This is a genomic window from Arenibacter nanhaiticus, assembly GCF_900141935.1.
Classification (GTDB): domain Bacteria; phylum Bacteroidota; class Bacteroidia; order Flavobacteriales; family Flavobacteriaceae; genus Arenibacter; species Arenibacter nanhaiticus.
Genome location: NZ_FQYX01000019.1, coordinates 1 through 24,560, shown reverse-complemented (window position 1 = coordinate 24,560; position 24,560 = coordinate 1). Strand labels below are relative to the sequence as shown.

General features: G+C 41.3%; 17 protein-coding genes and 1 tRNA gene. 17 read left to right on the top strand and 1 reads right to left on the bottom strand.

From position 1 onward, the window contains the following. Nucleotides 1–8 precede the first annotated feature (8 nt). The 17 genes from BUA16_RS11845 to BUA16_RS11765 all read left to right on the top strand — a co-directional run bounded on the left by BUA16_RS11845 (nucleotide 9) and on the right by BUA16_RS11765 (nucleotide 23,662). On the top strand, nucleotides 9–605 hold the full coding sequence (locus tag BUA16_RS11845) for an alpha-L-fucosidase (protein ID WP_072764965.1): 597 nt from the start codon (nucleotides 9–11) through the stop codon (nucleotides 603–605). Nucleotides 606–646: 41 nt separating this feature from the next. Beyond that, nucleotides 647–2,893, top strand: coding sequence for an alpha-L-fucosidase (locus tag BUA16_RS11840; RefSeq protein ID WP_072764964.1), 2,247 nt, complete (start codon nucleotides 647–649; stop codon nucleotides 2,891–2,893). 185 nt (nucleotides 2,894–3,078) lie between these two features. Further along, the gene (locus BUA16_RS11835) at nucleotides 3,079–4,659 is read left to right on the top strand and encodes a sulfatase family protein (RefSeq protein WP_072764963.1); all 1,581 of its coding nucleotides are present in this window, start codon (nucleotides 3,079–3,081) and stop codon (nucleotides 4,657–4,659) included. Between the two features lie 113 nt (nucleotides 4,660–4,772). Beyond that, nucleotides 4,773–5,627 carry a fumarylacetoacetate hydrolase family protein gene (locus BUA16_RS11830; RefSeq protein WP_072764962.1) on the top strand — a complete coding sequence of 285 codons (855 nt, stop codon included), beginning with the start codon at nucleotides 4,773–4,775 and terminating at the stop codon, nucleotides 5,625–5,627. Nucleotides 5,628–5,660: 33 nt separating this feature from the next. Further along, the gene (locus BUA16_RS11825; RefSeq protein ID WP_072764961.1) at nucleotides 5,661–7,070 is read left to right on the top strand and encodes a Gfo/Idh/MocA family protein; all 1,410 of its coding nucleotides are present in this window, start codon (nucleotides 5,661–5,663) and stop codon (nucleotides 7,068–7,070) included. A gap of 10 nt (nucleotides 7,071–7,080) precedes the next feature. Beyond that, entirely contained in the window at nucleotides 7,081–8,544 is a 1,464-nt protein-coding gene (locus BUA16_RS11820; protein WP_072764960.1) for a sulfatase family protein, read from the top strand. Then, nucleotides 8,544–10,676 (top strand): GDSL-type esterase/lipase family protein, encoded by a 2,133-nt coding sequence (locus tag BUA16_RS11815; RefSeq protein WP_072764959.1) that lies wholly within the window; start codon nucleotides 8,544–8,546, stop codon nucleotides 10,674–10,676. Before BUA16_RS11820 ends, BUA16_RS11815 begins: the two co-directional genes overlap by 1 nt. Before the next feature lie 11 nt (nucleotides 10,677–10,687). Beyond that, a complete protein-coding gene (locus tag BUA16_RS11810) occupies nucleotides 10,688–12,091 on the top strand; it encodes a sialate O-acetylesterase (protein ID WP_072764958.1) in 1,404 nt (467 codons plus the stop codon). A 14-nt stretch (nucleotides 12,092–12,105) separates the two neighbouring features. Beyond that, on the top strand, nucleotides 12,106–14,475 hold the full coding sequence (locus BUA16_RS11805) for a glycoside hydrolase family 95 protein (protein ID WP_072764957.1): 2,370 nt from the start codon (nucleotides 12,106–12,108) through the stop codon (nucleotides 14,473–14,475). Nucleotides 14,476–14,517: 42 nt separating this feature from the next. Continuing rightward, nucleotides 14,518–15,852: an alpha-L-fucosidase gene (locus tag BUA16_RS11800; RefSeq protein WP_072764956.1), complete on the top strand. Its 1,335-nt coding sequence runs from the start codon at nucleotides 14,518–14,520 to the stop codon at nucleotides 15,850–15,852. Nucleotides 15,853–15,894: 42 nt separating this feature from the next. Beyond that, a complete protein-coding gene (locus BUA16_RS11795) occupies nucleotides 15,895–16,815 on the top strand; it encodes an alkaline phosphatase family protein (RefSeq protein WP_084668493.1) in 921 nt (306 codons plus the stop codon). Further along, nucleotides 16,805–18,355 (top strand): sulfatase, encoded by a 1,551-nt coding sequence (locus tag BUA16_RS11790; protein ID WP_072764955.1) that lies wholly within the window; start codon nucleotides 16,805–16,807, stop codon nucleotides 18,353–18,355. Before BUA16_RS11795 ends, BUA16_RS11790 begins: the two co-directional genes overlap by 11 nt. 100 nt (nucleotides 18,356–18,455) lie before the next feature. Continuing rightward, a complete protein-coding gene (locus BUA16_RS11785) occupies nucleotides 18,456–19,238 on the top strand; it encodes an L-fucose dehydrogenase (protein WP_072764954.1) in 783 nt (260 codons plus the stop codon). Nucleotides 19,239–19,274: 36 nt separating this feature from the next. Beyond that, nucleotides 19,275–20,582 carry an L-fucose:H+ symporter permease gene (gene fucP, locus BUA16_RS11780; protein ID WP_072764953.1) on the top strand — a complete coding sequence of 436 codons (1,308 nt, stop codon included), beginning with the start codon at nucleotides 19,275–19,277 and terminating at the stop codon, nucleotides 20,580–20,582. Between the two features lie 37 nt (nucleotides 20,583–20,619). Continuing rightward, nucleotides 20,620–21,774: an alpha-hydroxy acid oxidase gene (locus BUA16_RS11775; protein WP_072764952.1), complete on the top strand. Its 1,155-nt coding sequence runs from the start codon at nucleotides 20,620–20,622 to the stop codon at nucleotides 21,772–21,774. Between the two features lie 132 nt (nucleotides 21,775–21,906). Further along, nucleotides 21,907–21,978: transfer RNA gene (locus BUA16_RS11770), tRNA-Arg, on the top strand. An 838-nt stretch (nucleotides 21,979–22,816) separates the two neighbouring features. Then, nucleotides 22,817–23,662, top strand: coding sequence for a tetratricopeptide repeat protein (locus BUA16_RS11765; protein WP_072764951.1), 846 nt, complete (start codon nucleotides 22,817–22,819; stop codon nucleotides 23,660–23,662). 662 nt (nucleotides 23,663–24,324) lie between these two features. On the opposite strand, the gene BUA16_RS11755 is transcribed toward BUA16_RS11765, so the two are convergent. Beyond that, the coding region (locus BUA16_RS11755) for an ATP-binding protein (RefSeq protein WP_178338876.1) at nucleotides 24,325–24,560 on the bottom strand (236 nt) is incomplete at its 5' end.

Sequence of the window (24,560 nt, the reverse complement as noted above, 5' to 3'; positions counted from 1 at the left end):
AATAACTAATGAAAAAATATAGCATTGCCTTAACCCGGGTAGCTTTGTTAGGAGTCTCTAAGGTGAATTCCCAAAACAGCTATCAGCCCACTTGGGAGTCCTTAGATTCCCGTCCCGTGGCGCAGTGGTTCGGCGATGCTAAATTTGGAATCTTTATTCATTGGGGCCCTTATTCGGTTCCTGCCTATTCTCCTAAGGGGACGTATTCTGAATGGCACCAGTATTGGTTGCAGAATAGGACCCTTTTCGGGAACGGGGATTTTTCTTGGAACACTATGGTCGTTGGAATAAAACGAGATTTGGAATGCGATTTTATTTTAAAACAGACCGTGGATCCCGAACCTGGATTTGCCGTTAAAGAATTATTTTTCACACAAAACGAAGAGGCTTATTTTGCCATAGCCCCTAGATGGGCCAACGGGGAATTGCTGATTAGAAATTTTAGTCCCAAAAGGGATACCCAAATAGTGCTTTTGGCAACTGGGGAAACCATTTCCTGGAAAAAATCGGGAAAAGATATGAAGCTGATCATGCCTTCATATGACCCTAACACAATGAAACCATCAGATGAGTATGCCTATGTTTTTAAGATTTCTAAAAACTAATGCCTGTCCACTGTAATTTTTTAAAATAACTGATTACCATTATGAGAAAGATTGTTCCGTATTTCTTAACTCTTGCCCTATTAGGGGCCTGCGCTCAAAAGCCAAAGTTTAATGCCCTGACAATGCCGGTTGCCAATACTATTGCGGTAAAAGATACAGATACTAAGGATTCTATCGTTCTAAAGGCGGCCCATGTAGTGCCTACCGCTAACCAATACGAGGCCTTAAAAAATGAATTCATCGCTTTTATTCATTTTGGACCCAATACCTTCACCAGAATGGAATGGGGAAATGGAACGGAAGACCCTAAAATATTCGACCTTCAGAATTTGGACACCGACCAATGGTGTAAGGCGATGCGGGATGCGGGAATGAAAAAAGTCGTTTTTACCGCAAAGCATCACGACGGTTTTGTGCTTTGGCAAAGTCGATATACCCAGCACGGAATTATGTCTTCACCCTTTATGGATGGCAAGGGCGATGTATTAAAGGAACTGTCTAAATCTTGTGAAAAATACGGGCTTAAACTAGGGGTGTATTTGTCTCCGGCCGATTTGTACCAAATAGAAAATGAAGAAGGACTCTACGGGAATTTAAGTGAATATACCGAGCGAACTATTCCTAGGGCTGTAGCAGGAAGACCTTTTGAAAATAAAACCACCTTTACCTTTAAAGTTGATGATTATAATGAGTATTTCTTAAACCAACTTTTTGAACTGTTAACCGAATACGGGCCTATTCACGAAGTATGGTTTGATGGTGCCCATCCAAAGAGAAAAGGAGGACAGACCTATAACTATCTGGCTTGGAAAGAATTGATTAGAGCTCTTGCTCCGGAAACAGTTATTTTTGGAAAGGAAGATATCCGTTGGTGCGGTAACGAAGCTGGAGAAACCAGGGATACTGAGTGGAACGTAATTCCATACCAAGAAGATCCAGCAAAACTGAATCGTTTTGCCGACATTACTGCTGAAGATATTGGAAGCCGAGAAAAATTGTACGATGCCAAGTTTTTGCATTATCAACAAGCAGAAATAAATACCTCTATCCGCGAAGGCTGGTTTTATAGGGACGATACCGATCAGAAAGTACGTAGTACCGATGATGTTTTTGATATGTACGAAAGATCAGTAGGTGGCAATACTACCTTTTTATTGAATATTCCACCGAATAGGGAGGGGAAATTTTCTCCCGAAGATGTTCGTGTTTTAGAAGAAGTAGGACAGCGAATTAAAGAAACGTATACGGATAATTTATTGGCTGCGGCCCAAGGCCCTAAAAATGTCTTGGATACCGATAGCGATAGCCATGAAGTATTTGACAAGCAAAATAGTGAGATGATCGTGAGTACCGAAACTCCGATCACCTTAAATAGATTTGTAATCCAAGAAGCCATAGCGACCCATGGAGAAAGGGTAGAAAAACATGCTTTGGATGCTTGGATAAACAATGAATGGCAAGAAATTGCGGTAGCCAGTAACATTGGATACAAGAGAATATTGCGTTTCCCAGAGGTAACTACCAATAAATTAAGGATAAGATTCATACAATCTAGATGGTATCCTGCAATTTCCAATATTGGAGCCTTCTATTATAATACACGTCCGCCACAACTTGCTATTGTAAGGGATGTAAACGGAATGGTAACTATTGCTCCCAAAAAAGAAGACTTTGGATGGAAACCCCATGGACGTGATATTAGCGGGGGTTTAAACGGAGATTATACTATTAGATATACAACGGATGGTAGCGAGCCTACGGGCGATTCCCCGATTTATGAGGAAAACTTCTTGCTTGCGAAAGGGGAAGTAAAGGCGGTAGCCCAAATACACGACCAGTTTGGTGCTGTGGCCGGTACTGAGTTCGGGGTGATTAAAAAAGATTGGAAACTATTGCAACAAAGTAGCGCAGAACAAGGAAAAGAAGCAGCAGCTGCTTTTGATGCTAATAACAATACCTTTTGGCAGTCAACGCCTAATAATGGAGGGGTACATTATCTATCCATAGATTTAGGAAAAGAATATGCCCTTAAAGGGTTTGCCTATACCCCTCAAAAGAAACATTCAGAAGGGATGATTGAGAGAGGTATCCTTAAGGCAAGTGCCGATGGTACATCGTGGAAAACCTTGGAATCCTTTGCGTTTGGTAACCTGATCAACGATCCAACAACAAGGAAACATACCTTTAAATCGATTGTCAATACCAGATATATTAGGATAGAATCTAAAGAAATTGCTGGAGGAGGAAAAACGGCCGCCATAGCAGAATTGGATTTTTTAATGGAATAATATCGAAATCGGTTATTGTGAAAGAGGAAAAAATACGGTGATTTATCTTTTAGGGGAAATCATATATACCGTGGCCGATTGAATGAAGTCTTGTCAGAATAATAATTGGAAAGGGACTTTAAAGCTTCGTGTTTTTAGGAATCAGAATGAACTAGAAATTAACTTATCTACCAAAAAATAGCAATATGAAACCTAGGTGTAATAATATAGTAAATTTACTTCTCCTGCTCGTAGGACTATTTTTAATAGGTTGTAATGAGAAGGCCGAAGTAGAAGAACGTCCTAATATTATTTATGTGCTTGCCGATGATTTGGGCTATGGTGATATTCGGGCCTATAATCCGGAAGGCAAAATAAGGACGCCTTACTTAGACCAACTGGCCTCGGAAGGGATGAGGTTTACAGATGCCCATACCTCTTCGGCAGTATGCACTCCTACCCGTTATGGTATCCTTACAGGGAGGTATAATTGGAGAAGCCCCTTAAAAAGCAGTGTGCTAACAGGCAACTCCAAAGCCCTTATTCCCACAACCCGTACTACGGTAGCTTCCTTGTTACAAAAAGAAGGGTATGCTACTGCCTTTATAGGGAAATGGCACCTAGGGTGGGATTGGGCGCTTAAAGATCCAAAAGTGATTTCGGGAGATGGCTGGGACGCCAAGGATTTTGACAATATAGACTTTTCAAAACCAGTAACAAACTCGCCCAACGACCTTGGCTTTACCTATTCGTACGGACATAGTGGTTCTTTGGACATGGCGCCCTATGTATACGTAGAAAACGGGATGCCCACCATGGTACCCGATACGGTTACCGAAAGCACCGACAAATATGGCTGGTGGCGAAAGGGTCCAACGGCCAAAGATTTTGTTTTTGAGGATGTTACGCCTAATTTTTTTCGACGTTCCTTTGAATATATAAAAAACAAATCCAAGGAAGGGCAACCATTCTTTTTGTATTTGGCACTACCTTCTCCCCACACCCCTATTTTGCCTACTGAAGAATGGGCAGGAAAAAGCGATCTTAACCCTTATGGAGATTTTATGATGTTGATAGACGCTTATATGGGGCAATTGAATGCGGTGCTTAAAGAAGCCGGAGCAGAAGAAAATACCTTGGTCGTCTTTACCAGTGACAACGGTTGTTCCCCAGCCGCAGATATCAATGAAATGTTGGCCAAGGGCCATAGTCCTAGCGGAATTTTTAGAGGGCATAAAGCCGATATCTTTGAAGGGGGACATCGCGTACCATTTATAGTAAAATGGCCACAGAAAATAAAGGCGGCGACCATAGCCGAACAGACAATATGTACCACAGACTTTTTGGCTACCTGTGCCGATATTGTAGGCGTTGATTTAAAGGACGAGGAGGGAGAAGATAGTTTTTCCATGCTTCCAATACTACTAGACAACAAAGCACCAACCTTTGCAAGGGAGGCTACAGTACATCATTCCATCAACGGTAGCTTTGCGATCCGAAAAGGAAAATGGAAAATGATCTTTGCAGCAGGTTCCGGTGGTTGGAGTGCTCCAAAACCGAAAAGCAAAGAGGAGGAGAATTTACCTCCTTTTCAGCTATACGACTTAGATAATGACCCCCAAGAACAACACAATCTATATGGAGATTTTCCAGAGATAGAATCGTCTTTAACAGCCTTGATGAAATCCTATGTCGAAAATGGTAGAAGTACCAAAGGGAAAAAGCAACATAATGAGCCAGAAGGATATGGAAGTAAACTATGGAAACAGTTGGAGGTGTTTTATTAGTAGTAATGCCTTTAAAATATCGTTGGTTGAAAAATAAAAGGGAGAACTTCTAGAAACAGGGGTTTCCCAAAAAATATAAAAGTTAATACAATTCAAATTTAAATAACAAGGAAATGAAACTAATAAGATTTGGTGCTGTAGGCAGTGAGAAACCAGGAGTGCAATTGGAAGATGGAAAGCGCTTGGATGTGTCCGCTTTTGGACAGGATTATACCGAAGATTTTTTTGGAGGGGACGGACTAGAGCGATTAAAAAATTGGTTGGCCGATAATGCGGGTACTTGTCCTGTTGTGGATAGTGGTGTAAGATTGGGAGCCCCTTTGGTAAGACCTTCCAAAATTGTATGTGTAGGTCTCAACTATGCAAAGCATGCGGCAGAAAGTGGTATGGCGGTACCTAAGGAGCCGGTATTGTTCTTTAAAGCTACATCGGCCATCGTAGGGCCTAATGACGATTTGATCATTCCTAAGGGTAGTGAAAAAACAGACTGGGAAGTAGAATTGGCAATCGTAATCGGGAAAAAAGCATCGTACGTTTCTGAAGAAAATGCCTTAGACCACGTAGCGGGCTATGTGTTGCATAACGACTATAGTGAAAGAGCTTTTCAAATAGAAAGAGAAGGGCAATGGGTAAAAGGAAAGAGCTGCGATACTTTTGCGCCTCTTGGACCTTTTATCGCAACCAAAGAAGAGATTAAGGACCCTAACAATTTACACCTGTGGTTAAAATTGAACGGGGAAACCGTACAAGATAGTAGTACATCCGATTTTATTTTTAACGTTCAGGAGGTAGTGAGTTATATCAGCCAATTTATGACCTTATTGCCAGGGGATATTATTTCTACAGGAACTCCGTTTGGAGTAGGTCTTGGATTTAATCCTCCTAAATATTTAAAAGCCGGGGATGTGGTAGAGTTGGGAATCGAAGGATTAGGAAGCTCTAAACAAACAGCAAAAGCATACCAATAACCACAATGAACTAAAACCAATAAACCAAGCATTATGAGCACATCTGAAAGCAATTTTAACAGGAGGAAATTTTTGAGATCTTCGGCCTTGGTAGGCGCCTTTATGGGACTGCCAGGAATAGCAACCTACTCTAGGGCGAACGCCACGGAAACGGTAGAAAAAATAGCAGCGCCAAGACCTGTCTTAGGGAAGTCTGTTATAGGATTAAAAGTAGCCCCTATAGAAAAAGTTAAAGTTGCTTTCATAGGTGTGGGAATGAGAGGTTCTGGGCATGTAAGACAGATTGCGGCATTAGACCCAAAGGCCCAAGTAGTCGCCATTTGCGATATCCGAGATGAGGTGGCGCAGAAATCGGTAGACTTTTTAAAGTCTAAGGGTAATAAAAAAGTAAAAAAATATAGTGGAAGCAAAGAGGCGTGGAAAGAAATGTTACGTCAAGATAATATAGACCTTGTCATCATTTCTACCCCTTGGGAAGACCATGTGCCCATGAGTGTGTACGCCATGCAACAAGGAAAACACGTGGCGGTAGAAGTACCGGCTGCCTATACTGTAGAAGACTGCTGGAAATTGGTAAATACCGCCGAAGAAACCCAACGGAACTGTATGATGTTGGAAAATGTTTGTTATGGCAACGAGGAGTTGACCATTTTACAAATGGTAGACCAAGGGGTATTTGGTACCCTTACCCATGGAGAAGCGGCTTATATCCACGACCTAAAAGATTTGATGTTTAGTCAAAATGCCTATTACCAACAATGGCGGTTAAAGCATAACGAAAAATATGATGGTAACTTGTACCCTACCCATGGTCTAGGACCTGTGGCTCAGTATATGGGAGTAGGAAGGGGAGACCGTTTTGGGCATTTGGTGTCCATGAGTTCCTTAGAAGCCAGCTTGTCTGAGCATGCAAAAACGGTGGAGTCCGATAATGAATTCTTTAACCGTAACAAATTTGCCCATGGCGATATGAATACTACCCTTATTCAAACCGCAAAAGGCAGGTCTATTATGTTACAGCACGATGTGGTTTCTCCCAGACCCTATAGCCGTATCAATGCCCTTTCTGGAACCAAAGCGTATCACGAAGGGTATCCAAGCCGATTAAGTATTGCCGGCAAAGGACACGATTGGCTAAAAGAAGCTGAGTATAAAGCGTATATGGACAAGTACAAGCACCCTATTTGGGACCACTTAAAAGAAGAAATAAAACAACATGGTGGCCATGGGGGAATGGACTTTGTGATGTTGTACCGACTGATAGATTGTTTTAACAAAGGCAAGGCCTTGGATCAGGATGTGTACGATGCGGCAGATTGGTCCGTGGTAACACCACTGTCTGGAATCTCTATAGAATTAGGGAACATTCCAGTAAAATTCCCTGATTTTACAAGAGGGAAATGGCAAGAAGAAAGACGCTTAGGAATTATGGAAAATTTATAAGACTAGGACTATGATAAGGAATTTCTTTCTACTGTTCTGTGTAGGTATACTACTGTCTTCATGTAAAAATGGGAACAGTAGGAAGGATATTGTTGAAAACGGGCAAAATACTGGCAAACCAAATATTATTTTTCTCTTTTCCGACGATCAGAGTTTTAAGGACGTACATAAATTGGGAAATCCAGAGGTTCAAACCCCCACCATGGATAAGTTTGTGACTGAAGGTACAACTTTTACGCACGCCTACAACATGGGCGGATGGAACGGAGCTATTTGCGTAGCTTCGAGAGCTATGATTATAAGTGGCCGGTCCTTATGGAGGGCCCAACAAATCTCACATCAATACGCACAAAATCTAGAGCTCGATAAAACCTGGCCGCGGTTAATGCAGACAGCCGGTTATGATACCTATATGACAGGGAAATGGCATGTAGAGGCAAAGCCCAAAGATATCTTTAACTATGTAGGCCATGTGCTTCGCGGAATGCCACATGACACTGCGGAAGGATATAATAGACCCCAAAGTGTCCATGATACTATTTGGAAGCCATGGAAAAAAGAGTTTGGAGGGTATTGGCAGGGAGGCAGGCACTGGAGTGAACTGGTCAAAGACGATGCCGTAGCATTTTTAGATAGCGCGGCAATACGCAAAAAACCATTTTTTATGTACGTAGCCTTTAATGCGCCTCATGATCCACGGCAGGCACCCAAGGAATATGTAGATAGGTATCCTTTAGAAAATATTAAGGTGCCAGATAGTTATATGGCTCTTTATCCTTATGCGGAAACTATGGGGGCGGGGCCCGATTTAAGGGACGAGAAATTGGCGCCTTTTCCTAGAACCGAATATGCTGTCAAGGTAAATAAACAGGAATATTATGCTATCACCTCTCATTTAGACGATCAGCTTAAAGATATTATGATGGCTTTGGAACAAAGTGGTCAAAAAGAGAATACCTATATTTTTTACTCCTCTGACCATGGATTGGCTTGTGGAGAACATGGCCTTATGGGCAAACAAAATATGTACGATCATAGCGTAAGGGTGCCTTTAATGGTTATAGGTCCAGATATTCCTGCAAACAAAAAGGTTGATTCGGATATTTACTTACAAGATGTTATGGCAACGGCACTGGATTTGGCGGGAGTAGAGAAACCCACCTATGTAGAATTCAATAGCCTTATGGAATTGGTGAAGAATTCGGGAAGTAAAGCCGAATATGACGGTATTTATGGGGCATATGAAAAGGCGTCTCAACGGATGATTCGAAAGGACGGATATAAACTCATAGTGTACCCAAAGTCAGGCATTATCTTGCTTTATAATCTTAAAAAAGACCCTCAGGAATTAAACAATATTGCGGAAGTACCTGAAAATGCAGCCCAAATAAAACTCCTTTTTAAGGAACTAATGCTTTTACAGGAAAAGATGGGCGATCAACTTGATTTAAAACCTATTTATGATTTGATATAATGGGAAAGAATAAATTGGTCTTATTGGTTTTAGGTTTATTCCTAATGGTAGAGTCTTCTTGGGCGACCCTTCAGGAGCCTGTAAGGATTGCCTGTGTAGGGAACAGTATCACCTATGGGTATAAGGTTGCTAATAGAGAAAGGAATTCTTACCCAGCACAACTGCAAGCATTATTGGGTACCTCTTACGAGGTTCGGAATTTTGGCGTTAGCGGAAGAACGCTTTTGCAAAAAGGGGACTTACCATATATAGAAACTGATGCTTATGCCAACGCCCTAGAATTTAATCCGGACATTGTTTTTATAAAATTGGGGACCAATGATAGTAAGTTACAAAACCGGGAGCATTTGGCCGATTTTGAGAATGATTACACCCAGTTGATACACAGCTTTAAAGAAGTCAATAAAGATGCAAGGATTGTTCTGCTTCTGCCAGTGCCGGCATTTACGGCCGATATCACTGGCATTTGGAATGAGGTGATCAAAAATAAAATAGTGCCACTTACCCAAGCGGTGGCGTATGGAACAGCATCCGAAGTGATAGATCTATATCAACTATTTATAGATCAACCTAATTTATTGCCAGATACGGTGCATCCATCCTCCTTGGGAGCGACCGTTATCGCAAACCGCCTTTATGAAACGGTGATGCTTCAAAAAAGCCAGGCCATCGAACTTTTTAACTCAGACCAGATAAAAAACCGGGAAACCCAAAATTTTTATGGATACCGCCAAACTAATTTTGAATATAAAGGCATTCCTTCAAAAGTGGTTCAGCCTAAAAGAACTGCCGTGGGTAAGCCATGGGTATTGCGAGCACGATTCTGGGGGCATGAGCCTCAAACAGATATAGCTTTGTTAGAAAGAGGGTTTCATATTGCTTATTGCGATGTAGCCGATTTATATGGAAGTTCTAAAGCCTTGGAGCGTTGGGATGATTTCTACAGGTTCATGACGCAAGCTGGACTATCAAAAAAGGTGGTCCTGGAAGGGATGAGCCGAGGAGGGCTCATCAGTTATAACTGGGCAGAAAAAAATCCAAAAAAAATAGCCTGCGTATATGCCGACGCACCCGTATTGGACGTCAAGAGTTGGCCAGGTGGTTTTGGTAAAGGCAAAGGCAGTAGTGCCGATTGGGAGGCTCTTAAAAAGGTGTATGGACTTAAAACAGAAAAAAATGTAACTGATTTTATAGCCGATCCAATCCATAAGGTAAAATCAATAGCAAAAGGGGGCTACCCTATGTTACATGTTTGCGGGGCTGCCGATGAGGTGGTTCCTTTTGATGAGAATACGAAGGTTTTTGCAGAAGGCATCAAAGCACATGGGGGAGCAATAGAAGTGATTTACAAAGAAGGCATTGGGCACCATCCCCATAGCTTGGAAAACGCCACTCCCATGGTCGATTTCATTCTTAGGGCTACGAATCAAAAGGTGAATTTTGCTACGATTCCTGCCCCTTCGGCAGAATACAGGTCGGCCGCAGGCTGGACAGTAGGGAAAGATTGGTGGGCACAAAGTCAAGATATAGATTCTTTATGCAAGGTCAATAAGGAGATAGATGTACTACTTATCGGGAATTCCATAACCCAAGGATGGGGTGGCACTAGACCCAATGTTACCTATGCCCCTGGCAAGGAGGCTGCAACAGTGTACTTGAAAGATTTGAATTGGATCGGTGCAGGAATTTCAGGGGATCGAACCCAGCACATTTTATATCGTATAAAAAAAGGAAATTACGAAGCTGCCAATCCAAAGGTAATCGTACTGGCAATCGGAGTTAATAATTTTGGGAGCAATACAGCGTCGGAAATCGCCGATGGAATTAAGGAAGTGGTGCAAGCCATTGAAGAAAAATTTTCACCGACTACTAGAATAATGTTGTTCGGTCCTTTGCCTACAGGCATAGAACCTAATACACCAAGACGAGAAAAATACGATCATATCCACGCACAGATAAAGAAGTTAGGAAAGCAAAGGAATATCGCCTATTACAATCTTTTAGATACTTTTTCGGACGATAAGGGCTTTTTAAAAACAGCCTATTATTCCAATGACGGAATTCATTTGTTACCGGAAGGATATAAAGTTTGGGGTGAGTTTATTTATGATAATAGTTTCTTGAACCACTAATTAATAATGCCATGAACAGAATTCTAGTTTTACTACTCTTGTTATCGGTGAGCAATTCCTACGGGGAAATTTGGCTGCCATCAATTCTTTCCGATAATATGGTATTGCAACAGCAATCCAAGGTAACGATTTGGGGCTGGACCACCGCTACCAGTGAAGAAATTACGGTCTATGGTTCATGGAACAATGAAAAAATTACTACCAAGGCTTATCAGGGGGTTTGGTCTTTGCAATTACCAACCCCAAAAGCGGGAGGCACTTACAGCCTGCATATAGAAGGTCATGAAAAACTAGAAATCAACAATGTGCTGATAGGAGAGGTCTGGTTGGGGTCTGGACAAAGCAATATGCAATGGACGCCCAATCAAGGGTTGGAGAATGCGGAAGAGGAAATAAATAATGCCAATTATCCGGAGATGCGGTTTTTTCAAGTAGCACAGCAGATAGCGGCCTGTCCTCAAGAACAATTAAAAGGAAAATGGGTGGTATGTAGCCCAGAAACAATGAAGGAATTTAGCTCCGTAGCTTATTTTTTTGGAAGGGAATTGCACCAAAAATTATCGGTTCCCGTTGGGCTGATAACTTCTAGTTGGGGAGGCACGCCTGTAGAGGTATGGTTACAAGAAGCTTTGATAACCGAGAATGCGGAATTGAGCGAGGCCGCAGAAAAATTAGCAGAGGTTGCTTGGTGGCCCAATACCCCGGGAATCGCCTATAACGCCATGATCCATCCTATAACAAAATTCAATATAGCAGGCTTTATTTGGTATCAGGGAGAATCAAATAGGCAAAACCCTAGTTCGTATTATAAATCATTTCCTTTGTTGATTAAGTCCTGGAGAGCAGTATGGGGCAAGGAACTTCCCTTTTATTTTGTGCAGATAGCCCCCTTTAAATATGATGATCCTGACGGTACGGACGCTGCCCAAGTGCGAGACGCCCAGTTGTACACCATGAAAAATGTGGACAATACCGGAATGGTAGTGACCAATGATATTGGGAATTTAGAGAATATTCATCCCATTAACAAACAAGATGTAGGATACCGTTTGGCCCTTTGGGCCTTGGCAAATACCTATGAAAAAGGAGATCTGACCTTTTCCGGACCATTGTACCAATCAATGGAAAAGGAGGCAGGGAAAATAATATTGCATTTTGATCATACCGTAAAGGGATTGAAGAAAAAAGGGAAGGTTTTATCGGAATTTTATATTGCAGGGGAAGACCGGAAGTTTTATCCGGCCAAAGCCAAAATCAAAGGGAGTACTGTTTTGGTAGCTTCTCCCAAAGTAAAAGACCCGGTAGCGGTACGTTTTGCCTTTACAAATGGCGCCACGCCCAACCTATATAATGCCGCTGGTTTGCCAGCCTCGGCCTTTAGGACAGATGATTGGGAATTATCGCTAAATAAATAAAATTAATAAACAGAATGATTCGATTAAATGTACTTTTACTATCCGTTCTGGGGTTGGTGATTTTTTCTTGCCAACAACCAAAAGAGCCATTGGCAACCAACGAAATTTGGTATGCTCAGCCCGCTTCCAAATGGATGCAGGCTTTGCCAGTGGGCAATGGTCGATTGGGCGCCATGGTTTTTGGCGATCCACAACATGAACGTATTCAACTAAATGAAGATTCCATGTGGCCAGGAGCAGCAGATTGGGGGAACTCCAAAGGGACTCCGGAAGACTTGGCCCATTATAGAAAACTGCTCTTAGAAGGCAATCCACATGAGGTAGATGCCAATTATATGGACAGTTTTTCCTATAAGACCGTGGTGCGCTCGCATCAAACCATGGGGGACCTGTATATCGATTTTTTGGATGATAAAAAGGTAGAAAACTATAAAAGAGCCTTAGATTTAAATAAGGCGTTGGTCAGTGTAGTTTATTCTGCCGATGGAGCCGAGTATAGTGAAAAAGTATTTTCATCTCAAGCCGATGATGTAATGGTGATTCAACTTTCGACCACAGCAGAAGGGGGAATGGATTTCGATTTAAAACTCGACAGGCCAGAAGATCATGGGCATAAAACAGTGTCGACCTCCAATCCTTCCAATTCCGAGATAAGTATGCTGGGGATGGTGACCCAGTACGGCGGAAAAAAGAACTCCCAGCCCTATGAAATAGACTATGGGGTAAAATTTGAGACGAGGTTAAAAGTAGTCAATAACTCGGGAACGGTGACCGCTAAGGACGGAGTGCTATCTCTTAAAGGGGTTAAAAACGCTACTTTGTTGATAGTTTGTAATACTTCGTTCTACACCGATAATTATGAAGCTAAAAACGAGGAGACTTTGACAAAGCTTCAAGGGAAAAGTTTTGATGATTTATTAGAGAGACATATAGAGGATTACGGAGAATTATATGCTAGGGTCGATTTGGATTTGGGCGGAAAATCTTTGGATAGTATCCCAACGGACCAGCGTTTAAAAAACATTAAAGAAGGGAAGGACGACCCCGATTTAGCGGCTAAATTATTTCAATACGGACGTTATTTGTTAATATCTTCTTCACGCCCAGGAACCAATCCTGCTAACTTACAAGGACTGTGGAACCACCATATTGAAGCGCCATGGAATGCAGATTACCATTTAAACATCAACCTTCAGATGAATTACTGGCCGGCCGAGGTAACCAACCTTAGCGAATGTAACGTTCCTCTGTTCAGTTATGGGGACCGTTTGTTGGAACGAGGACGAATAACTGCAAAAGAACAATATGGTATAGATAGGGGCGCAGTAATGCACCACGCTTCCGATTTATGGGCGACACCATGGATGCGTGCCGAAAGAACCTATTGGGGCGCTTGGATCCACGGTGGTGGTTGGTTGGCACAACACTATTGGGAACGCTACAGATATACCCAAGATGAAAATTTCTTGAAAGAACAAGGCTATCCATTTATAAAGGCCATCAGTGAGTTCTATTTAGACTGGTTGCAGAAAGATGAAAAAACGGGGAAATGGATTTCTTTTCCTGAAGCCTCTCCAGAGAATTCGTATTATGCGGCCGACGGTAAACCGGCAGCCATGACTACCGGAGCGGCTATGGGACATCAGATTATAGCCGAGGCATTTGGCAATGCTGTGAAGGCCGCCGAAATATTAAATATTCAGGATGCGTTCGTAAATGAGGTTAAAACTAAATTGATAGATTTACATCCTGGAGTAGTGATTGGTGATGACGGTCGAATTTTAGAGTGGAACGAACCTTATGAAGAGCCAGAGAAAGGGCATCGTCATATGTCGCATCTTTACGCCTTACATCCTGGTGATGCCATTACTTCAAAGGATAAGGAATTTTTTGCCGCTGCACAGAAAACCATCGATTATCGTTTGCAGCACGGCGGTGCAGGAACGGGTTGGAGCCGCGCTTGGATGATTAATTTCAATGCCCGTTTGTTGGATGCAAAATCGGCACAAGAAAATATCCAGAAATTTATGCAGATTTCAGTGGCCGATAATTTGTTCGATGAACATCCGCCCTTTCAAATTGACGGGAATTTTGGTTATACCGCTGGGGTAGCAGAGCTTTTGATGCAGTCGCACGAAGGCTTTATCAGAGTGTTGCCTGCCTTGCCCGAAAATTGGGGCACCGGAGCCATCAACGGATTGGTGGCAAGAGGGAATGTTGAGGTCGATTTGGAATGGCAAGAGGGGAACTTGGTAAAAATAGGGTTGATGGCTAAAACCGGGGACGTTCTAGAAACAATCCAGTATCGAAACCAGCGTAAAGAAGTGGAATTGCCGATAGGAAAAAAAATATGGTTGAACGGTGACCTTACTACTGTTAATTAATAAACTTACAACAATTAAAATACATTTAAACTAGTAGATCGAATGAAAAAATTATTTCTTGCCATTTTCTGTTTTGGGACCATGGCAACCTTTGCCCAGAAGAAAAATGCAGTTGACAGTCATGAAAAAAAAATGGAATGGTTCAAAGATGCCAAACTTGGGATCTTTATTCACTGGGGCTTATATGCGGTGAATGGTATAGATGAGTCTTGGTCTTTTTATAACGGCTATATTTCTCACGAGAATTACTTAAAGCAGAAGGACGGCTTTACAGCCGAAAATTACGATCCAAAAGCATGGGCATCCCTAGTGAAGAAAAGTGGGGCCAAATATTCGGTGATTACCGCCAAACACCATGACGGTTTTGCCCTGTGGGATTCAAAATTTGGCGATTTTGATGCTAAGAAGAGTTCTGCCGCCAAACAAGATGTTTTAACCCCGTATGTAGATGCCTTAAGGGAGAACGACCTTAAAGTAGGAATCTACTATTCTTTGCCAGATTGGTCTTATAAGGATTATACGCATTTTAAAAGAAACGAAATTCGGTACGATATTAAAAAGGAACCAAAACGTTGGGAGACCTTCTTAAATTTTTACCAAGGACAATTAAAAGAACTTGCCGATACCTATAATCCAGATTTATATTGGTTCGACGGGGATTGGGAACATAGCTCTAAAGAGTGGGAGGCCCCTAAGGTGCGCCAAATGTTATTGGATAGAAATCCTAATACCATATTAAATTCAAGACTGAAGGAACATGGCGATTATGCCACACCAGAACAGGGAATGCCAATCACCCGTCCCGAAAATAAATATTGGGAACTGTGTTTGACCATGAACAATTCTTGGGGGTACCAAAGAAATGACCACGATTACAAAACTACAGATCAGATCATAGGCATTTTTGCCGATGTTATCGGAAATGGCGGAAATTTATTATTGGATATAGGCCCTAAAGGCGATGGTAGTATTCCAGAAGAGCAGGTAGAAATTTTGGAAGGCCTGGGGAGATGGACCAAAAAACATCAGGAAGCCATTTACGGAACTAGATCTGGAATTCCCAAGGAGCATTTTTACGGCCCTACCACCTTGTCTAAGGATGGGACTATCCTATACCTTTTTGTGAAAGGAGATCCTAAAGGAGAAGTAGTAGTACGTGGCTTAAAAAACAGAATTAACCGCATTTGGGTGGTTGGTGAAGGAACCAAGTTGTCGCATCAAGTTGTAGGAAATGTTTATTGGAGCCATTATCCAGGGATTACCTATGTAAAGGTTCCAGAGTACGTCTTGGATGAAAACATGACAGTTTTGGCCTTGCTATTAGATGGAGAAGTAGATTTATACAGAGAAGACGGCGCTGTTATAGAAAGTAATTAAGACATATTAAACGTTTACCAATAGAAACATTTAAAGTATAAGATGAGGCACTTTGTAAAAATTTTAGGAATTAGTATAGTGGGAATTCTTTTTTTGAATTCCTGTAAAAGTAGTCAGTTCTCCGGAACCCATAAACCCATTGCAAAAAGGGTTATTCTTATTGGTTCTGACGGTTTTGGGGCCTATGCCTTTTCCAAGGCCAAAGTGCCTAATCTAAGAAAATTAATGATGGAGGGGGCCTATTCTCTGGAGGCACGCTCCGTATTGCCTTCTTCCAGTGCGGTAAATTGGGCCTCCATGATTATGGGGTCCGGGCCAGAACTGCACGGATATACGGAATGGGGCAGTAAAACACCAGAATTACCGTCTAGAATCATAGGTGAAGGCAATATTTACCCCACCATTTTTAGTGTTTTGGACGAACAGCGGCCCAAAGCAAAAAAAGGGGTTTCCTACACCTGGGGAGGGATAGGATACTTGTTCGAAAAGAACATGGTAGATTTGGATTTTAATGGAAAGACCGACAAGGAAACCGTCGCCAAAGCCATGAAATTTGTGGTAAAGGAAAAACCTGTGTTTACCTTTATTCATTTAACACACCCCGATAATGAAGGTCATGAAGTGGGCCACGGAACACCAGAATACTATAAGGCTGTAGAAGGGGTAGATGCCCTTGTGGGGGATATTGTAGCCACCTTAGAAAAAAAAGGCATGTTAGAGGATACTATTCTGATTTTTAGTTCGGATCACGGAGGTATTGATAAGGGGCATGGCGGAAAAACCTTGGCCGAGGTAGAAATCCCTTGGATCATTTATGGGAAAGGCATTCCTGCCAAAGGGAAATTGGCCTCTAGTATTGTTACCTACGATACTGCCGCTACTATTGCCTATGCCTTGGGATTACAAATGCCCGATTTTTGGAGAGGAAAACCTGTAAAAGAAGTATTTATAGATGAAAAGTAACCAGCTTATAACCGCCTTTTTGGCTATAACCCTTTTTATCGGGTGTAAGCCAAAAAAAGAAAACCAAGAAGTAAAAACCACAACGCCTAATATTGTCTTGTTTTTTGTAGATGATATGGGATGGCAAGATACTTCGGTTCCCTTTTGGGACAAAACCACCGAATTTAATGAGTTGTATCATACTCCCAATATGGAGCGTTTGGCAAAGGAGGGGATGAAGTTTACCCAAGCCTATGCGACGGCCGTATGTTCTCCGACACGCGTAAGTTTAATGACGGGGATGAATGCCGCCAGGCATAGGGTTACCAATTGGACCTTAAAAAAGGACCAGCTGCAGCCCATGGAAGTAAACCATAAGACATTAAGCTTCCCCGAATGGAATGTCAACGGTTTAACCCCGGTTGAGGGTATCGATAAAGCGGTACATGCAACAATATTGCCGCAACTACTGCAAGAGGCCGGTTACTTTACAATACATACGGGAAAAGCTCATTTTGGGGCTATAGGAACGCCAGGAGAAGATCCTTCAAACATAGGTTTCCATGTCAATATTGCCGGGCACGCGGCAGGGGCTCCAGAAAGTTATTATGGTACTGAGAACTTTGGCAATGGAAAAAAAGGCAAGGAAGAGTGGGCAGTCCCCGGTTTGGAAAAATACCACGGGCAAGATATCAACCTTACCGAGGCCCTAACCATAGAGGCTAAAGAGGCCATGGACATTGCGGTTGACAAAAAGGAGCCTTTCTTTTTATATATGTCTCATTATGCGGTGCATATCCCTATTATGGCCGATGATCGTTTTGTGCAAAAATACTACGATATGGGCATAGATTCTACCGAAGCCAAATACGCATCCTTGGTAGAGGGTATGGACAAGAGTTTAGGCGATATCATGGATTACCTGGAAGAAAAGAAATTAGCAGAGAACACCATTATCCTGTTTATGTCAGACAATGGCGGTTTGAGCGTCCATGCCAGAGGAGGAGAAAAAAACACCCATAACAAACCTCTTAACAGTGGGAAAGGATCGGCCTATGAAGGAGGTATCCGCGAACCGATGATCGTGAAATGGCCAGGAAAAGTAGCGCCTAACTCGGTGAGCAAGGAACAGGTGATTATAGAAGATTTTTATCCTTCAATCTTAGAAATGGCCGGAATTAAAAATGCAACGACCATTCAGGAGGTAGACGGACTTAGTTTTGTACCTGCCCTGACCGATACTACTTTCAAAAATCCCGAAAGACCACTGTTTTGGCATTACCCTAACGAGTGGGGGCCAAGGGGACCAGGAATCGGGGCCTCTAGTGCTGTTCGTTTGGGCGATTGGAAGTATATCTATTACCACAATGACGGCAAAATGGAGCTGTTTAACCTTAAAGAGGATATTGGAGAAACCAACAACCAGATCGATCAAAATATTGAAAAGGGGAAAGAATTGGCCAAGGTGTTATCGGATCATTTGAGAAAAGTAAACGCTCAAATGCCGGCCCATAAATCGACTGGGAAACAAGTGGCCTTTCCTGATGAACTTTTGAAATAGGAAAAATATAAATAGCTAATACGTATAATTAAGGAGCCTCGGAAAATTAAAATACAAGGGCATTTTAATTCTGAAATGGAAATATAAGGAATAAGTATAAATGGATTTACAGCTAAAAGACAAGGTAATAATAGTGACAGGTGGTTCTAAAGGTATCGGAGAAGGGATATCTACCGTTTTGGCCAATGAAGGAGCTATTCCGGTGATTATCGGAAGAGACAAGGAAAGTGTCTCCAAGGCCGTGGCAGCCATAGAAGAAAATGGAGGCAAGGCATATTATGCTATTGCAGAACTAACCGATCCCGAACAGTGTAGGGCAGCGGTAACACGTACCTTGGAAAAATTTGGAACCATTGATGGATTGGTCAACAATGCGGGAGTAAACGATGGTGTGGGCTTGGAAAATGGCAACTATGAGGATTTTTTAAAATCTATAAACCGCAATCTTACGCACTATTATATGATGGCCCAATATGCCTTGCCAGCTTTAAAAAAGAGTAAGGGCGCCATTGTTAATATAGGGTCTAAAACGTCGGTTACAGGTCAGGGAGGAACCTCGGGCTATGCCGCAGCCAATGGGGGGAGAAATGCCCTTACCCGTGAATGGGCGGTAGAATTACTGCCGTATAGTGTACGGGTAAATGCGGTTATTGTGGCCGAGTGTTTTACGCCACTGTATGGCAGGTGGATACAAACTTTTGAAAATCCCGAAGAAAAACTAAACGAGATTACCAAGAACATCCCCTTGGAAAACAGAATGACCACCTCGGAAGAAATAGGAAGTACCGTGGCATTTTTGCTGTCCAATAGATCGAGCCATACTACAGGACAATTACTATTTGTAGATGGCGGATATTCTCATTTGGATAGATCCATAACATAATTCAAACCTTATATTTATAGCCAAAAAAATAAACTGATGAAAAAAACTGAACAGCCCCCTGTGGTATCCAAAAAGGTACTGATCCCATTTATTTTAATAACCTCATTATTTGCCTTATGGGGTTTTGCCAATGCCGTTACAGACCCTATGGTACAAGCTTTTAAAAAGGTGTTAGAATTGTCCAACTCGCAGGCAGCTTGGGTACAAATGGCTTTTTATGGAGGGTATTTTTGTATGGCTTTGCCCGCAGCCCTCTTTGTTCGCAAGTATTCCTACAAGGTGGGAGTTTTAATAGGTTTGGCCTTATATGCTATCGGGGCCTTGTTGTTCTATCCTGCGGCTATTACCGAGCAATTTTGGTTTTTTTGTTTGGGGCTCTATGTGCTGACCTTTGGCTTGGCATTCTTGGAAACGACGGCCAACCCTTACATTCTGGCGATGGGAGCTCCGGAAACGGCAACCCAACGCCTAAATTTAGCCCAAGCATTTAATCCGGTCGGACTCTTATTGGGACTATTGGTGGCCCAACAATTTGTGCTTAAAAATCTGCAGTCAGACGATATAGAAAATTACAGTGCCTTGGCAGAAGCCAAAAAAGCCTTGATCAGGACTTCCGACCTTATGGTGATTAGGGATCCATACGTGGTATTGGGGCTGGTTATCATGGCTGTTTTTGTGCTGATCGCCATTAGTAAAATGCCGCAGGCAAAGGGAGAAGGAGGTATTCCTAGCTTGGGAGACACCTTTAAAGGTCTTTTTCAGAACAAAAAATATGTACTGGGGGTGTTGGCGCAAATATTATACGTAGGGGCACAAATAATGTGTTGGACTTATATATATCAATATGCTGAAGCCATAGGAATGGCTGCCGAAGATGCTGCCAATTATCAATTCATCGCCTTTATCCTATTCCTTGTTGGGAGAATTATTGGGACCTGGATGTTGCGTTTTTTAAGCCCAGGGAAACTTCTGATGTATTTTGGAATTTTAGCCATGGTGGCTTGTGTAGGAACCATATATATCCAAGGGTTGGGCGGACTCTATTCGTTGGTAGGGGTTTCTTTTTGTATGTCTTTAATGTTCCCGACAATTTACGGAATAGCCTTAAATGGTCTTAACGAAGAAGAGTCAAAAATAGGTGCGGCAGGATTAGTAATGGCCATTGTAGGGGGAGCCTTAATGCCGAAATGGCAAGGCATGATCATCGATGCTGGTGGGAATGCGGTAAACGATCTAACAATTATGGGAGTGCCAGAGGTTAATTTTTCTTTCGTCCTTCCATTATTGTGCTTCCTATATATTTCATGGTATGGCCTAAAGGTGTTTAAAAAATATGGAGCCTAACGGCAATAAGGAAGCATTTCATAAATAGTAGTATAAAATGAGTCAGAAGGAAATAAAAATAAATCCCAAATATCCATCGGTCACCGATTTGAGGAATAGGGCACAAAAACGGATTCCGAAATTCGCTTTTGAATATTTAGACGGAGGTTGTAATGAAGACGTGAACCTTCATAAAAATACGGCCGAAATTAGGGAGGTAGAACTGTTGCCTTATTATCTAAGCAAACATACAGGCTCTCAAATGAAAACAGAATTGTTTGGCCATGTATACGATGCGCCTTTCGGCATCGCTCCGGTAGGATTACAAGGACTAATGTGGCCCAATGCGCCAGAAATCCTGGCAAAAGCCGCCTTTGAGCACAATGTGCCCTTTATTCTAAGTACGGTTACCACCAGTAGTATTGAGCGTATTAGTGAAATTACAGAAGGGAAGTCCTGGTTTCAACTTTATCATCCTGCCGAAGATCGCCTTCGAGACGATATTATTAAAAGAGCAGAAGCAGCAGAATGTCCGGTTTTAGTAATTCTTTGTGATGTGCCTACTTTTGGTTTTCGCCCTAGGGATATTAGAAACGGCTTAGCTATGCCCCCCAAAATGTCGGTAAAGAATATTCTTCAGGTATTGGGAAAACCTAGCTGGGCAATGGAAACCTTAAAGCACGGACAACCAAATTTTGAAACCCTAAAGCCATATATGCCCAAAGGATTAGATTTGGCACAACTAGGGAAGTTTATGGACCAAACCTTTTCGGGCCGCTTAAACGAAGAAAAAATTAAACCAATCCGCGATATGTGGAAAGGGAAATTGGTGCTAAAAGGAGTGGCCAATGAAGCCGATGTAGAAAAGGCCATCCAATTGGGAATAGATGGGGTGATCGTTTCTAACCACGGTGGAAGGCAGTTAGATGCTGGGGAATCTACCATAAAACCCTTAACGCGCATAGCAGCCAAATACGGAGACCAGATAAAAGTAATGATGGATAGCGGACTGCGTTCAGGACCAGATATTGCCAGATCAATGGCAAGTGGTGCTCAATTTACCTTTATGGGGCGTTCCTTTATGTATGGAGTGGCTGCCTTGGGAGCAAAAGGAGGAGACCATACAATCTCCCTTTTAAAAACAGAATTACAACAGGTTATGGAGCAAATTTGCTGTGAAGAAGTAAAAGATTTTCCAAACCACCTTATCTAATATATGTTTTAAATACCCATTGATAAACAATAGCGGATAAATGTAAAATATTATCAATAATCTCTTAAGGTGTTGGTAATTTTATCAAATAAATTTTACATTTGCCTGCCCACGTATTCGATGGGTATTATTGGCCTCATAGTTCAACGGATAGAATAGAAGTTTCCTAAACTTTAGATCCAAGTTCGATTCTTGGTGAGGTCACGAACAAACGTGCGAAGCACGACAAGCACAGCTTGTGAATCGAAGCCTGTCCTGAGCAGAACCGCATGGGATTCTTGGTGAGGTCACTGTTCACTGTAAATTAGTTTGTAATAGTAATAAATTGATTTACAGTTTTTTTTATTTCAAAGGAGGTGTCAGCTATAAAGTATTTGAGTTTACAAATCGTCAATATTTTTATTCAAAAGTTCCTTGCCTAGTTTAAGGCTACTCGTTTTCGAGTGCTAAGACGGATAGGTTGCTCATAATTTGCCTTTCGGCTAAATTAAAGGTAAGATGAATGTCACGAGATCTGCTACAACATTTTCTTGCCAAATTAGGATGTACATTAAAAGAATCAAGAAAAATCGAGCAGCACGATACACTATAATTACCATAGCTGGGCAAAAATTGCAAGAGCGCTCAACCAGTGGCTAACATAGTGCATTGCGGACTATTGAATTGTGGTAAAAATTTAAGAGCAGAGGATAGGGGTATAATCATACTGCTTATCACATCCAAATCTCTGAGAGAGGACAAAGCCGAGAAGTACTCGGTAAAGGACCTTATCAAATATTACCATAGGTCACGACTTTATAGTATTAGCCAAAGGGCTATCCTACTTTTTGTTAATACTGCATAGCTACATTAGGTAATTCCGCACAAATCCTATACATGTCACCAAAAGACAAAGAATACTCATTCTTTTTAAGGATCTCAAAAGAAATATTCTAAGGATTATTTTTTTTCAAGAGATAAGGAAAAAGATGAAAAATTGGCTGTGTCAATATTTTTATCAACCTTGCAGGATCCTTAAAATTATAAACAACCCAATACTAGAATGTCCAAATTATTTACAGCAATCCTATTTTTTATTGTGCCATTTACTTTATTTTCGGAAGATACCGTTCAAGTAGATAGTATACAACAGCCATTATACAGGCCATTGATTGAAAGATATATACTTGATGAAATAAAAAGTTTAAGACAGGAAAACCAAAGTCTGAAAGCACAGGTTACCAAACAGATTTCTGAAGCTAAATTAGAGTCGTCGGATAGAGCAATCAATTATACCACCAGCACAGTAAATAACATTTTTTACATAATTACTGCAGCAGCATCATTGTTGGTACTCTTGGGCTGGCGTTCTTTGAATGATATAAAAAAGAGCCTAAAGATTGATATGGCAAAGAAAATTCAAACGCTTACTTCGGACTATGAAAGTCGTTTACAACAGATTGAGGTGAAAATGACGGAGCGTTCGAAAGTCATTATAGAAACACAAAAAAATATAACCGATACCAATTCAATTCACTCTTTATGGATGCGTGCTGGACTAGAAAAAGGTGACGAGGACAAGATTTCGGTATACGATGAAATTTTAAGTATAAAACCCGATGATATTGAAGCTATGACCTATAAGGCCGATGCATTACTAGAAATAGGAGAAGTACGCTGGGCATTGAATCTTGCAAATAATGCTATTGATCTTGACAAGGAGTATGCGCTGGCATATTGGCAGCGCGCCTGTGCTTATTCACAACTTGATAAACAAACTGAAGCATTAAAAGATATAAAAAAGGCGCTTGAATTGTCCGATACCCTGGAAGACGAACTGCTAAATGAAAAACATTTTGAAAATTTACATGATAATAAATCTTTTAAATTATTAATTCCTAAGTCGTAACTGTTATAAAATCAGATGCTTAGGGGCTTTTATCAATGTTGCGTGCTGTGTTGAAAGGTTTGAAGCCCGAAATCTATTAGACTTTCATGGCCTATATACTAAATAGCATTTCAAAATAAAAGATAATTGGCATGGAAATCATCCCTGATATTCAATATGAATAATCCGAAAACTCCTTGAAATTGGTTAAAAGACGTTGCATACTTACGAAGTATTCTGCCTTGCGATACTTGTCAAGCAGGAAAAAAGAATACGCGATGAAACTGAATTGCACAGTCTATTTAATTTTGTAAATTGTATAACAACGATTTACAAAAAAAAGCTATGTTAAACAAGCTATATCCTTTACTTATACAATTCCCTATAGGCACACGAAACCCAGATGACAATGATCCTATCGATCTTACAAGCGCATTTGATGTCATTGTATATATTATTCTTCCCATACTATTGGTCATCTTTTATATCCTTTGGAGGAAAAAAAAGAAGAAGGAAAAGAATTAAAATGGCCTGAAGCTAAAAGCTTACAAATCGTTAAAATGAGATATCAATAGAAAGTGCCATCCAGCTGTAATCGGTAAGTAACAATGCTCAGAAATTGGCAAATAAGAGTGCACAGTTTTTGGCAACAAGAATGCACAATCTTTGTAAATATAATGAGGTTATTCCTTCTGTTCAAAAAAAGTTTTTCTATTCTCCATTCTATAACTTTTTCCAGATAGATTCATTACGTCACATCGGTAGAGCAATCTATCAAGTAGCGCTGTAGCCAGCACTTCATCATCCAGCATTCTGGCCCAATCGGCGGCCATTTTATTTGTGGTAATGATAAAGCAGGTGTTTTCATATAATTGATTGATAAAATTAAACAGAGCTACCGCCTGGTTCTTTTCCACTG